The sequence below is a fragment of the Nitrospira defluvii genome (genome assembly GCF_905220995.1).
Classification (GTDB): Bacteria; Nitrospirota; Nitrospiria; order Nitrospirales; family Nitrospiraceae; genus Nitrospira_A; species Nitrospira_A defluvii_C.
Window position 1 is genome coordinate 1 of the sequence record NZ_CAJNBJ010000002.1, and the last position, 13,096, is coordinate 13,096.

At 60.2% G+C, this 13,096-nt stretch carries 9 protein-coding genes; 2 read left to right on the plus strand and 7 right to left on the minus strand.

Annotated elements, in window-relative coordinates; all coding sequences use genetic code 11:
• Nucleotides 1–109 precede the first annotated feature (109 nt).
• From KJA79_RS07375 to KJA79_RS07385, 3 genes are all read right to left on the minus strand, one after another.
• Complete coding sequence (locus KJA79_RS07375) at nt 110–268, minus strand: hypothetical protein (RefSeq protein WP_213041392.1); 159 nt, start codon at nt 266–268, stop codon at nt 110–112.
• 867 nt (nt 269–1,135) lie between these two features.
• Nucleotides 1,136–4,678, minus strand: coding sequence for a vitamin B12-dependent ribonucleotide reductase (locus KJA79_RS07380; protein ID WP_213041393.1), 3,543 nt, complete (start codon nt 4,676–4,678; stop codon nt 1,136–1,138).
• A 330-nt stretch (nt 4,679–5,008) separates the two neighbouring features.
• Complete coding sequence (locus KJA79_RS07385; protein ID WP_213041394.1) at nt 5,009–5,380, minus strand: DUF4359 domain-containing protein; 372 nt, start codon at nt 5,378–5,380, stop codon at nt 5,009–5,011.
• Between the two features lie 158 nt (nt 5,381–5,538).
• Between KJA79_RS07385 and KJA79_RS07390 the strand changes: the two genes are divergently transcribed.
• Nucleotides 5,539–5,829 carry a hypothetical protein gene (locus KJA79_RS07390; protein ID WP_213041395.1) on the plus strand — a complete coding sequence of 97 codons (291 nt, stop codon included), beginning with the start codon at nt 5,539–5,541 and terminating at the stop codon, nt 5,827–5,829.
• A 161-nt stretch (nt 5,830–5,990) separates the two neighbouring features.
• Here KJA79_RS07390 and KJA79_RS07395 read toward each other — a convergent pair whose 3' ends face one another.
• Nucleotides 5,991–7,256 (minus strand): AmpG family muropeptide MFS transporter, encoded by a 1,266-nt coding sequence (locus KJA79_RS07395; RefSeq protein ID WP_213041396.1) that lies wholly within the window; start codon nt 7,254–7,256, stop codon nt 5,991–5,993.
• A 241-nt stretch (nt 7,257–7,497) separates the two neighbouring features.
• Between KJA79_RS07395 and KJA79_RS07400 the strand changes: the two genes are divergently transcribed.
• Nucleotides 7,498–7,902 (plus strand): hypothetical protein, encoded by a 405-nt coding sequence (locus KJA79_RS07400; protein ID WP_213041397.1) that lies wholly within the window; start codon nt 7,498–7,500, stop codon nt 7,900–7,902.
• 12 nt (nt 7,903–7,914) lie between these two features.
• Here the strand turns inward: KJA79_RS07400 and KJA79_RS07405 are convergent, their stop codons facing one another.
• The 3 genes from KJA79_RS07405 to KJA79_RS07415 form a co-directional block, all read right to left on the minus strand.
• Nucleotides 7,915–8,760, minus strand: a complete 846-nt coding sequence (locus tag KJA79_RS07405) for a formate/nitrite transporter family protein (RefSeq protein WP_213041398.1) — start codon at nt 8,758–8,760, stop codon at nt 7,915–7,917.
• Nucleotides 8,757–11,480 (minus strand): formate dehydrogenase subunit alpha, encoded by a 2,724-nt coding sequence (gene fdhF / locus KJA79_RS07410; RefSeq protein WP_213041399.1) that lies wholly within the window; start codon nt 11,478–11,480, stop codon nt 8,757–8,759. The genes KJA79_RS07405 and fdhF overlap by 4 nt, the downstream gene beginning before the upstream one ends.
• 110 nt (nt 11,481–11,590) lie before the next feature.
• Nucleotides 11,591–13,081, minus strand: coding sequence for an NADH-ubiquinone oxidoreductase-F iron-sulfur binding region domain-containing protein (locus KJA79_RS07415; RefSeq protein WP_213041400.1), 1,491 nt, complete (start codon nt 13,079–13,081; stop codon nt 11,591–11,593).
• Between the last annotated feature and the right edge of the window lie 15 nt (nt 13,082–13,096).

The following is a 13,096-nucleotide window of genomic DNA, read 5'->3' on the forward strand; positions in this document are numbered from 1 at the left end:
GCGCAATTGGGGATGTGACACCCCAGGAATTCATTCGTCACCATCAAGCCGGGGCTCATCGGGCACAGGACTCAACGACCTTGACCGTGGTGTAACAAACGGGGGAAGGTCAATCGAGCCGTCCGAGTCGTTGACCTGGCCCGACAGGCGGGGCGCCGGACTCATCTCCCGCCTGTTGCTGAGCGAGGTATCGAAGACGCCGGTCGAGCTGCTCGGCGGTCGCATCCGCTTCGAGCGCCTGATGCCACAGTTCCAGCGCTCGCAGCACCTCGCCCTGCTGCTGTGCCGTCGCAGCTTGACGGCTTAACTCCGCATGCCGTTCGTCCAGTGCCTTCAGATTGACGCTGCAAGCGTAAACCGTCCGATCCCGATCGAGGCGAGTCGGCGAATATTAGTGCGTTCCGCAGAGTCGGTATGCCGCTGAAGAATTTAGAGTCTGGAAAGCTAATATGGACCGTCTCCACCACATCGGAGGAGACTCTGTAAGAGAATCCCGCCTCGCTTATCTCCTGCTGGTGCGAGCTACCCCATCTACCCTCACCTCAAGACTCTTGATCACCTCAAGGCGCGCGCTCTTATCTGCATCCTCCTGGCTGACGGTGGAACGTCCCGCCGCGAACCGAGCCGACAACCGGTGGCGGCGACGCCGCCGTTCCCGGTGCCTTCGAGCCAGGCCTGGCCGCAGTTCATTTTCTTCGATACGGGAGTTTCCCTCCCTGTAGGAATTCAAGCCTGTCAATAAAGCCATGATCCTGCACGCTGTGCTGTATCATCTGAGCAAAACAATACAACCATTTCATAAGTAGTTGAGAAGTCACGAGTGAAGAAACTGTGGTCAACTTCGATCGACTCGGCCATACGTAGGTCACTCGTCGAAGTTTTTAGACGAGCTATTTATTTTAGGAAGGGCGAGTCTGAGTACGCTCACGTGATATAGGGAATAACAATGCAACCAATTTTCTCGTAACCGAACAGCTCCCTCCTCGATGGCCCTTCGGAGCATGTACTCCCCCCAAATAGGCACAAAAAAGCCGTTCCTGCCCTAGGGTTTGCCTAAAGCAGGAACGGCTTTCGCTGCACGGTACGTTTTCTACCGGGCTATCTGTACAGCACCGACGGGATCATTCAGTGCGCCCTACGAACACCCGCTTGTTTCCCCGCAGGTCATGCACTTCAGACAGGTCCCGTTGCGCACGAGCGTGAACTGTTTGCAATTCTGGCACGGATCACCCTCGTAGCCCTTCTCTCTCGCTTCTTGTCTCACCGAGGTCACGGTCAAGGTCTCTCGCTTCAACTCCAATTTATGGGCGACGCTGCCGTTGCCGGCTCTCTGTGAGTGACCGTTGCCACCGTTCATCCCGTTCCGTCGCACGGGCAGATGTTCGGTGAGGATCGAGGCTTTCTTCAACGCCGTCATGTCGACTTCTTCGTCGTCACATTCTGGGTCCTGATCGTCCTTCTTCATCGAATCCATCCGCAAATCGTCTTCCTGCACCTGTGCCAGATCCTTCCGTTCCAGATACGTGATCGCCAGCTCGCGGAAGATGTAGTCGATGATCGACGTGGCCATCTTGATCCGGTCGTTCAACTTCACCGGCCCGTTCGGCTCGAACCGGGTGAAGACGAAGGCTTCGACGAACTCCTCCAACGGCACGCCGTGCTGCAGGCCGAGGGAAATCGCGATGGCAAAGTTATTCATCAGGCTGCGGAAGGCCGCGCCTTCCTTGTGCATATCGAGGAAAATTTCGCCGAGCGTCCCGTCTTCATATTCGCCGGTGCGCAGATACAACTTGTGTCCGCCGATGATGGCTTTTTGCGTATACCCGCCGCGTCGCGCCGGCAATGAACGGCGCTTGTGGAGGTACCGCACCAACACCCGTTCGGCAACTTTTTCCGCCACCTGTGCGACGCTGGGCGCCGCCTCTGCACCTTTTCCGCTGTCGGATGAGGCGTTCAACGGCTGACTCAGCTTCGAACCGTCACGATACAGCGCCACGGCCTTCACCATGCTCTTCCAGGCGAAGAGGTAGGCCGCTTTGACGTCTTCCAACGTGGCATCGGAAGGCATGTTGATGGTCTTGCTGATTGCGCCGCTGATGAAGGGCTGGGCCGCTGCCATCATGCGGATATGCGCATCCACGGGAATGAACCGCTGGCCGATTCGGCCGCACCGGTTGGCGCAATCGAAGATCGGCAGATGCTCCAGCTTGAGATGGGGCGCACCTTCAACCGTCATCGTGCCGCAGCAATAGTCGTTCGCCGCCGAGACCTCCTCCTGCGTGAAGCCCAGCGACTTCAGCATGTTGAAGGTCGGATCGACCAACTGTGCCTCAGTGATGCCCAGATTCTGGCGGCAGAATTCTTCACCCAACGTATATTTGTTGAAGGCAAACTGGATTTCGAACGCCTGCGCCAACGACCCTTCCAACCGTTCCAAGGCCGCATCGTCGAACCCCTTTTGACGCAACACCTCATGGTTGATGAACGGCGCACCCTTGAGAGTTTGATGTCCGGCGCAATAGGCCACGATGTCACGGATCTGGCCTTCGGTGTAGCCGAGCGCCTGCAGCGCCGGCGGCAGACTTTGATTGATGATCTTGAAATAGCCTCCGCCTGCCAGTTTCTTGAACTTGACCAGGGCGAAGTCCGGCTCGATCCCGGTGGTATCGCAATCCATCACGAGTCCGATGGTACCGGTCGGCGCGATCACGGTGACCTGCGCGTTCCGGAATCCATAGGCTGTGCCCAACTCCAAGGCACGATCCCAGGCGCGTCTCGCCGCCAGCAACATCGCGGGCGGACAATGTTCCGGCTGAATCGAGGCCGGCAAAATCGTGAGCCCCTCATACTCTGCCTGCGGCGCGCTGTATGCCGCCCGCCGGTGATTCCGGATCACGCGTAACATCGACTCACGGTTCCGGCTATAACAGGGGAAGGGCCCGATTTCCGCCGCCATTTCTGCCGATGTCGCATAAGACTCGCCGGTCATGATGGCCGTGATCGCGGCGCAAATGGCCGTCGCCTTCGGAGAATCGTAGGGAATGCTTTGCTTCATGAGAATGGTGCCGAGATTGGCATAGCCCAATCCCAGCGTGCGATAGTCGTAGCTCTTCTGCGCAATCGCGCGGCTGGGAAACGAGGCCATCAGCACGCTGATTTCCAACGCCACCGTCCACAACCGGACGGCATGGCGGAACGACTCCAGATCGAACTCCCCTTCCTCATTAAAAAACTTCACCAGGTTCAACGAGGCCAGGTTACAGGCCGTGTCGTCCAGGAACATGTATTCCGAACAGGGGTTGGACGCGTTGATCCGACCGTCTTCCGGGCAGGTGTGCCACTCGTTGATCGTTGTATCGTACTGGGTGCCGGGATCGGCGCAAATCCACGCGGCCCAGGCAATCTTGTCCCACAGGTCGCGCGCCTTGAGCGTCTTGCTGACCTTGCCGTCGATCCTGCGACGCAGTTCCCAATCGCCGTCGCGCTCCAACGCGTCGAAGAACGCATTCGGAATCCGCACGCTATTGTTGGAGTTCTGTCCCGACACGGTCTGGTAGGCCTTGCCGTCCCAGTTGGTGTCGTACTCGTGGAACACGAAGTGGGTGTAGCCTTGCTTCGCATAGTCAAACATACGGTGGATATAGGCCTCGGGCACCATATCGCGCCGGGCCGTCGTCACGGCCTCGCGCAGTGACTGGTTCTTCTTCATGTCCAGTTCAAGCTGCACCATACCCTGCACATCCGTGGATTGGCAGGCCTTGAGCACGGCGTTCAGCCGTTGCGCACAAATCTTGGAGCCGGTCACCATGGCGGCGACCTTTTGCTCTTCGACGACTTTCCAATCGATGAACTCTTCGATATCAGGGTGATCGAGATCCAGACAGACCATCTTGGCCGCGCGTCTCGTCGTCCCGCCAGACTTGATCGCCCCGGCGGCGCGATCGCCGATTTTCAGGAACGACATGAGCCCGGAAGAGCGGCCGCCGCCCGACAGCGATTCGCCGTCGCCGCGCAAGCGCGAGAAATTGGTGCCGGTGCCTGATCCGTACTTGAAGAGCCGCGCCTCACGCACCCACAGATCCATGATGCCGTTCTCGTTGACGAGATCGTCTTCGATCGACTGGATGAAGCAGGCATGCGGCTGCGGATGTTCGAAGGCGTTCGTGGCCCGGACCACCTCACCCAGCGTGGGATCGACATAAAAGTGGCCTTGCGCCGGCCCCGAGAGCCCGTAGGCGTAATGCAGCCCCGTGTTGAACCACTGGGGACTGTTGGGGGCGGCCATCTGATGGGCCAGCATGTAACACATTTCATCGTGGAAGGCGGTCGCATCTTCCGGCGTCTTGAAATAGCCGTGGTTCTTGCCCCAGAAGGTCCAGCAGCCGGCCAGCCGCTCGAACACCTGCCGGGCATCACGCTCGCCGCCCAGGACGGGTTTGCCTGCGGCATCCACCACCGGCGTGCCGTCCTCGTGAACCTGCGGCACCCCGGCCTTACGGAAATATTTCTGCGCCAGAATATCGATCGCCAATTGCGTCCAATGTTCCGGGATGTCGATATGATCCAACTTGAACACGGTCGATCCGTCGGGATTCCGGATCTCCGAGGAACGTTTTACGAACGCAAGACCCTCATAGGGGCTCTGCCCACGCTTGGTGAATCTTCGTTCAATTCTCACTGGTTCCTCCTTAACAGGTACCGAACGTTCGGTGCTGGGGGCCGGATGGCAACTAGGGTACTGGGTGTGACTGGAAAAGAGGCTTGCCCATCAGGGTCGATCTCTTCAACAAACTCGCACTCAACTGCAATGCCTACTAGATATAGTGATCCCATTTTTTTGTCAAACAAAATGTTGTGGCACACCTGTGAGTAATGGGGATAAGCTGGTGATAGCGTCGATGCCAGAATTGATGCAGGTTTTCTTCATTTTTCGACCAGTTATCCACAGCAAATTCTGGGCTGTGGAGGGAGGTTTTTCACAGCGGGGCGAGAAAATTCATGGCACAGGTTAGAACGCGAGCCGACCGACCTTCAGGGTCGCCTCTTCCACCCCGCGCAACGGGACAAAGTGACCGGCCACTCCCAGCACCAGCACCGGCTGATCCAGCACGTTGGTTTCATACAGACTCAACAACCCCCAATTGTTCCGCGTCGTGTTCGGTTTCACCAACCCCTCCACGAGTTTGGGGCCTTGCGCCCGGAAAATCGCCTTGATCAGGTCGCGATCGTGACGAGGCCCGGATTGGTCCATCTTCTCGATCTCGGCAGTCAGACGAGCCTCGACGAACTGCACATAGGTCTCCATCGTCGGATTGGTCGCCGCCAACCACACGGCCACCATCAAGCCGACCACCACCGAGCTCAGCGTCAGGTTACTCATTACATTGCCCTATTGGGAAGCTGTTGCCGCATGATCTGGACGATCGTGCGGATGGTTTGACAAATGAACCGGCGCTGTTTAGCTTACGCCCGATTTCCAAAGAATGGAATCCCGAGGCGTGCCGAGACGCCGATTCGACGACAACGGAAGGAGTCCCTATGTTTGTGTGGAGTAAACGCCTCGTCACGGGCCTGCTGGCCGGATTCGTCCTGCTCATCGGCCTGTTTCTGATTCAAGGTGAGGCCGAATCGGTCAGCGGGCTGAAGATCCATACCACCCGCTGGATGGCTGTGAATTACATCGGATTGCTGGTCTGGGTCTTCATCTGGATGTTCGATCAAGCCCGGGTACGGGGGAAAAACGTGCTGCTGTGGCTGGTGCCCTTCGCATTGGCTCCGTTGCCGACCTTGATGTTATTCGTGCTGTTTTTGCAGCGGAAGGTGAAGTAGGAGGAGGATGCTGAAACAGGCCGGCAGCGGCGTTCTCGCTTCATTCAGACCCTCAACGTACCCCAAGGGTACGCCTCGGCTCTTCATGTGCTGCGGCCTTGCTGGACAGCCTGTTTGAGCATCCTGACAATGGCCTCACGGAACGAGTGTTTCGCAGCCTACTAGCAGGGCGCCTCGATTTCGCTCCTTCCCACGTTCATCTCGGCATGATCGGCCACCGGCTTCCGCAGATACCACAAGAGCCAGAGGCCCGGCAATGCGGCCAGAAAAGTAACAAAGAAAAACGGCCCCCAGCCGGCCAACCCCACCAGTTTTGCCGCAGGCCAACCGAGGAAGACACGACCGAGCGCCTCAACCGAGGACAGCAGCGCAAACTGGGTCGCCGTGTAGCGATGGTTGCAGAGCGACATGACCAGCGCCACGAACGCCGCCGTCCCCATGCCGCCGGTGAGATTTTCGACTCCGATCGCGAACGCCATCACGGGGTAACTCTTTCCCACCCAGGCCAACCACAAGAACGACAGGTTCGACAGGGCCTGCAGCACCCCGAACAGAAACAGAGCCCGAAAGAGTCCCATTCGCGGCAACAGCGCCCCGCCGATGAAGGCGCCGAGAATGGTCGCGCCAATCCCGAAGGCGCGCACCACGCCGATGTCTTCCGACGAAAATTGCATGCCGCGCAGGAGAAACGACGTCGTCAACGCACCGGCAAAGGCATCCCCGAGTTTGTAGAGTACGATCAGGCCCAGCAAGGCCAGAGCCATGGGACGTGAGAGAAATTCCGTCAATGGCCCCCACACCGCCTCCGCCATCGACTTCGGCGCAACCTGCGCCTCCTCCGGCTCAGGACTCAGGAGAATCGTGACAACGCCCAAGGCCATCAAACCGGCCATGCACAGATAGGCAACCGACCAGCCCATGCGAGAGGCCAGGATCAAGGCTAACGAGCCGGACGCGATCATGGCGATCCGATAGCCCATCACCCAGGTGGCGGCCCCCAATCCCCGTTCTTCCGGTTTCAGCACATCGGTCCGGTAGGCGTCATACACAATGTCTTGCGAGGCAGACAGAAAGGCCACACCCAACGCCAGGGCTGCGAAGACCTGCGCCCCACTGGATGGTCCGACCAAGGCCATGAGCGCCAGCGCGAGGGCGAGACCGGTCTGGGTCACAAGCATCCACCCTCGCCGGCGCCCCAGCCAAGGCGGCACGATCCGATCCATCACCGGGGCCCAGAGAAACTTCAGCGTATAGGGAAGACCCACATAGGCGAAGAGACCGATGGTAGTCAGGTCCATGCCGGCTTCCGTGAGCCAGGCTTGCAACGTCGCACCAGTGAGGGCGAGCGGGAGTCCGGAGGCAAAGCCCAGGGGCAGCATGATGCCGAGGCGCGGAGTCAGATAGGCGCGAATGGATGAATCGTTCATGCGATCAAGCACACAGGAGACTCACGAGGTGCAGCATACCACTGCGGCACGCGCTGACGGCATCAGAATCGTGAATCTCACGACCGACCTGAGGGTTTCTTCTATGGCGACTCGCGCACACCGTTGCCTCGACTACAGCATCACATGAACCGACGCTCCCCGACAAAATCCCTCTGTCATGAATCAGAGGAGGCTTTTGTGTGGCTGACCTGGTATAAGAGGCCATAGGGAGAGGGATGAGATGAACGTGACAAGCTTAGGCCTCTCGTGGAACTCCCGCTACCTGGAATTGGAGCCGACGGAACTCGCGATCGCCGTCGTGGCGGCGCTCCTGGTGGGCGGGGCTGCCCTGTATGTTCTCCTCAAGGTGCTGCGGAGCAAGCCCGTCAAGCTGCTCGGCATGGGTTTGCTGATCGGCGCAGTCGCATTGGTCGGCTGGCTGGCGATCGATCGGCATCAGCAGGATGAGCGCACACGCGTCTCCGAGATCTGGAGCCGCACCTTCGAAAACAGCGCGATCACGGACTTCGAATCCTGCGTGGTCCACAGAACACCGCGCAACCCCGGGGCTCAGTACCGCGTCGAGGTGGTGACGGAATGCGGCGACGTCGCAAAGGCGATCAAGGAAGGGTTGGAAGCCCGCTGATCCGAGGAGGCCTCATCGCGTTTGGGGAGCGGTTCGCAGGTAAATGAACCAATAGACCAGCGCCACTAACACCGTCCCGCCGATGATGTTGCCGAGGGTGACCAGTGCGAGGTTACTCAACGCGTCCGCGATGGAGAACGACGCAGGCCCGCCCGCGGCCAGGGCGAGACCTAACGGCAGGAAGAACATGTTCGCCACGGAATGCTCAAATCCACAGGCGACGAACGCGCTGATCGGAAAGAGGATGGCGAGAATTTTATCCGCCACGGTTCGCGCACCCATGCAGAGCCAGACCGCCAGGCACACCAGCACATTGCAGAGCATGCCGCGGGCGAAGGCCGCCATCGGATCCAGGGCGATCTTGCTGCGCGCGATGCGCACCATCGTTTCGCCGACCGCACCGTCCCCCAACGTCTGAACCCCGGCGAGGAGCACCAGCACCGCCGTTCCGACGGCCCCGAGCAAATTCCCGAGATAGACCCACAGCCAGTTCCGCACAACCTGTCGCGTCTGAACACATCCGGTCGCCCAGGCCATCGCAATCAAATTATTCCCCGTAAAGAGTTCCGCGCCACCGACCACCACCAGGATCAGCCCCAAACTGAAGGTCATCCCTCCGACCAAGCGCAACAACCCGAACGGCAAGGTCGGGCCCTCTTTCCCCACCGTGATCGTCACCGTGTAAAACAATGCGCCCAACGAAATGAACGCGCCGGCCAGCACCGCCAGCGCCAGCATCGTCGGCACCGCCGTGTTCACCTTGGCCAGGCCAAGCTTACACACACGTGCCGCGATCTCCGGAGGCGGATAGGCATCGGCGACGGACCCAGGCGCGGGGATGGCAGGCTCAGTCGTCACGTGATCAACATCACATGCATGGAGGGGGCGGGCACGGCAGTCTGCGTCACTTTCTCAAGCCGCACCGTCGAGACCTTATACTCCGGGCACTTGGAACTTTCATCGGCACTGGACGACAACAGCACGTTCAGATCCGTATCCGGGAAGTGAAAACTCGTGAAGAGCTCTCCCGGTTGGACCCGGTCGCTCACCACCACAGGCAACCGTGCCTCCCCGCGTGCGCTGATCAGTCGGACCTGGTCGCCCTCACGGAGGTCCAGCCGGGCCGCGTCGCCGGCATGAATTTCCAACACGTCGGTATCAACCACCTGCATGATGTCGGTTCGCCTGGTCTGCGCACCACAATTGTAATGTTGCAGAATTCTCCCGGTGATCAGCACCAGCGGATAGGTATCGCTTGGGATCTCTCCGGGCGGCAGATACTCCACGGGGACAAACTGCGCCTTCCCTTTCGGAAACGACTGTTCATGCATCAGCGCAGTACCCGGATGTGTCGTCGAGGGCACGGGCCACTGCAATCCCTCCGGCCGATCGAGCCGGTCGTACGAGACGCCGGCAAACAGCGGCGCCAGTTGCGCAATCTCATCCATGATCGCCGAGGGATGGGAATACTGCATCGGATACCCCATCCGCGCGGACACTTCGCAGACCACCTGCCAGTCCGGCAGCACTCCATTCGGCGGTTCCACGGCTTTCCTGATCCGCTGAATGCGACGCTCGAGGTTTGTAAACGTCCCGTCCTTTTCGAGGAACGACGCGCCGGGAATGACGAGATGCGCCAGCTTGGCCGTCTCGCTCATGAACAGATCCTGCACGATGAGGAACTCCAGGCTGTTGAGCGCCGCATGCACTTTTTTCAGATTAGGATCGGTCTGAGCCACGTCGTAGCCGATGATCCACAATGTTTTGAGTCTGCCGGCCAGAGCCGCGTCCCACATGTCGGGCGTTTTCATGCCCCGCGCCGTCGGCAAGGGTCGGCCGGTGACGGCAAGGTGCGCCGCGCCCAACGTCGAATCGGTCAACGGCTGATAGCCCGCAAAAAAGGTGGGCAAGCAGCCCACATCCGACGCCCCCTGCACATTGTTTTGGCCACGCAACGGATTAATCCCGGTGCCGGGTTTTCCGATGTTGCCCGTGGCCAGCGCCAGATTCACCAGGGCCATCACGCCGTGGCTGCCCCACCGATGTTCGGTCATGCCCAGCCCATGCACGGCCATCGAACCACCGCTCTTCGCATAGAGCCGCGCCGCTTCGGTGATGAGATGCACCGGCACGCCGGTCACACTCGACGTCGCCTCGGGCGTGCAACCGGCCACCAGGTTCAACCACTCGTCGAATCCTTGCGTCCGATTACTCACGAACACCGTATCGGTCAGATGCTCCTTGACAATGACATGCCCCATGCCGTTCAACAGAGCCACGTTGGTCCCGGGATGCAGTTGCAGATGGAGATCCGCCAAACGCGCCAATTCCGTTCGGCGGGGATCGATGACGACCAACGGCACGCCGCGGCGCGCCGCCCGTTTGATGCGCGCCCCCAGCACCGGATGCGATTCGGTGGGATTGGCGCCGACCACCAGAATCAACTTGGCCAGATCTAGGTCATGAATCGAATTGGTCGCCGCCGAGGCGCCGAGTGTTTCCATCATCCCGGTCACGGTCGCGCTGTGACAGACCCGCGCACAGTTATCGATGTGATTGCTGCCGATCACGCAACGCATGAACTTGCCGAACAGATAATTTTCTTCGTTCGTGCCGCGGCTGGAGGAGATCGTGGCGAGGGCGTCCGGACCGTGAGCGGATTTGATGCGGGTCCATTCCTCGGCGATCCGATCGAGAGCTGCGGACCAGGAAATTTCGACCCATTCCTGCCCCTGTCGCAGTAGGGGCGTACGCAGCCGGTCCGGCGCATAGTTATACGTCCACCCGAAGCGGCCCTTCATGCAGGCATGGCCCTGATTTGAAGGCCCGTCATCGGCCGGGACCATTCGTACGACTCGTTCCTCCCGCACGCCGGCCTCGAAACTGCAGCCGACCCCGCAGTAGGCACAGGTGGTACGAACAGCATGTAGCGGCTCGCCTTCTTCAATCACAGTCTTCTCGATCAAGGCGCCGGTCGGACATTCCTTCACGCAGGCGCCGCAGGAGACGCAATTCGACGACGCAAAACCGGCCGACTCTCCGATCAATGCGGATCCTCCCGCCGTCGGTCGGCTCCCGAATCCCCGGTGTAGCATCGTCAGCGCATGCGTGCCTTGAATTTCATCACAGGCCCGGACGCAGCGGGCGCAGGAAATACAGACGGCGTTGTCGAAGATGAAAAACGGATTCGAGCGATCGACGGTGTCGACTCTGGTGGCGGGCTGCGTATACCGGACATGCCCCAGGTCCAGCGCATGCGCCAACCGGTGCAAGGGCTCCGGCACTCGATCTCCCGACGGTTGTTCAGACAGGTACAGCTCGACAAGGTGTTTCCGGAGCCGTCGCACACGTTCACTCTCAGTATGGACGACCATGCCCTCTCGCACCGGCGTCGTGCAGGAGGCCGGCGTACCATGTTGGCCGTCGACCTCGCAGAGACACATGCGGCAGGATCCGAAAGGAGCCAGGTGGTCCGAGGTGCAGAGTGCCGGAATGGCAATGCCCGCCCTCTTTGCCGCGACGTAAATCGTGTCGCCCGGCGAGGCCTCAACCGATCGTCCGTTAATTTCCAGCTTCACCTGGCTTTTCCTCGTATCTCGTCGTTCGTCTCTCGGATTCCGCTGTTCCTCAGTGCCCGCCTGATGTGTTCCGTGTCACATGTCACTTTCGCCGTTTTACACTTTTCGCCTTACGTCCTCAGTTTGCTGCGGAACTCGGCGGGAAAATGTTCGATGGCCGTGAGCACCGGATAGGGCGCCCGTCCGCCCAAGGCGCAGAGACTGGCGAGTTTCATGGTCTCGCCGAGATCGTCCAGCAGCCGGAGATCGTCCATTGTGCCGCTGCCCGCCTGGATACGTTCGAGAATCTCGCGACCTCGGACCGACCCAATGCGGCACGGTGTGCACTTGCCGCAGGACTCGTCGGCGGTGAAGGCCATGAAGTGGCGCGCCAGGTCCACCATATCGGTCTCATGGTCGTAGACCACAATCCCGCCATGCCCCAGCACCGCGCCGGCCTTGGCAAACGCGTCGTAACAAATCGACATATCGAGTCCGGTCGTCGGGAAGAGACTGCCCAGCGGTCCGCCGACCTGCACGGCCTTGAACCGTGAGCCTGGTGCCATCCCTCCGCCGAACTGCTCCAACACCTGGTGGAGACTCAGGCCGAACGGAACCTCCACCAGGCCCGGATGTTTCACGCGCCCGCCCAACTGCAAGACAACGGTGCCGCGCGATTGTTCCGTGCCCAGCGAGGCATGCCAGGATCCGCCCCGTGAGAGAATCTGCGGAATCGTCGCAAACGTGAGGACATTGCTGACGATGGTGGGACAGCCGTACAAGCCGGATTGCGCGGGGTACGGCGGCCGCGCACGCACCACCCCTCGCTTCCCTTCCAGCGATTCAAGCAGGGCTGTCTCTTCTCCGCAGACGTAGGAACCCGCGCCCTCGACCACCTCGATGGGAAACGGTTCCCCGTTCAGCTCCAGCAGCTCCGCTTCATCAGCCTTGTGAATGGCGGCGCGCAACGTGGCCGCAGCGGCAGGGTATTCTTGTCGGCAATAGACATAGCCCCAGCCCGCTCCGATAGCCCGGGCGCAGATCAACATCCCTTCCAGCACGCGAAACGGATCGCCTTCCAGAATCATCCGGTCGCAATAGGTACCGGCATCGCCTTCGTCCGCGTTGGCCACCACATATTTCTGCGCCCCCTTCGCCTGCTGAGCGACCTTCCACTTGTTCCACACAGGGAATGCCGCGCCGCCGCGCCCGCGCAACTGCGAGACTCGAAGCTCTTCGATAATGGCATCGGGCGTCAGTCGAAACGCCGCCTCCAACCCGGACAATCCGCCACGCGCCTGGTATTCATCCAGGGCCAGGGGTTCCGTCTCACCGAAGTTAGCAAAGGTATATCTCGTCTGCTGGGCGAGAAAGGGGATCGTCTGCACAGGTATCCCACCCGTACCGGACAGAATGGCGGGCAAGTCCTGTGGGGATACGTTGAACCAGGCGATCCGGCCGTCGGGACCGTCACGCTCCACCATCGGTTCAAGGTAGAAGGCCCCCCGCGAAGACGTCCGGATGAGCTGGACGTCAGACCGGTCGGACCAGGCCTCGGCCAGCGCAGCGGCACCGGCCGCGCGCGCCGAGGTATCGTTGGAAAGATAGAGTCTTATGGCCATGGTCCTCAGCAGAAT

Excerpts from the sequence above, each read along its gene's own strand:
- KJA79_RS07415 (WP_213041400.1), bottom strand. The coding sequence starts at position 13,081 with ATGGCCATAAGACTCTATCTTTCCAACGATACCTCGGCGCGCGCGGCC.
- KJA79_RS07390 (WP_213041395.1), top strand. The coding sequence starts at position 5,539 with ATGTTTGTGTGGAGTAAACGCCTCGTCACGGGCCTGCTGGCCGGATTC.
- KJA79_RS07395 (WP_213041396.1), bottom strand. The coding sequence starts at position 7,256 with ATGAACGATTCATCCATTCGCGCCTATCTGACTCCGCGCCTCGGCATC.
- KJA79_RS07400 (WP_213041397.1), top strand. The coding sequence starts at position 7,498 with ATGAACGTGACAAGCTTAGGCCTCTCGTGGAACTCCCGCTACCTGGAA.
- KJA79_RS07385 (WP_213041394.1), bottom strand. The coding sequence starts at position 5,380 with ATGAGTAACCTGACGCTGAGCTCGGTGGTGGTCGGCTTGATGGTGGCC.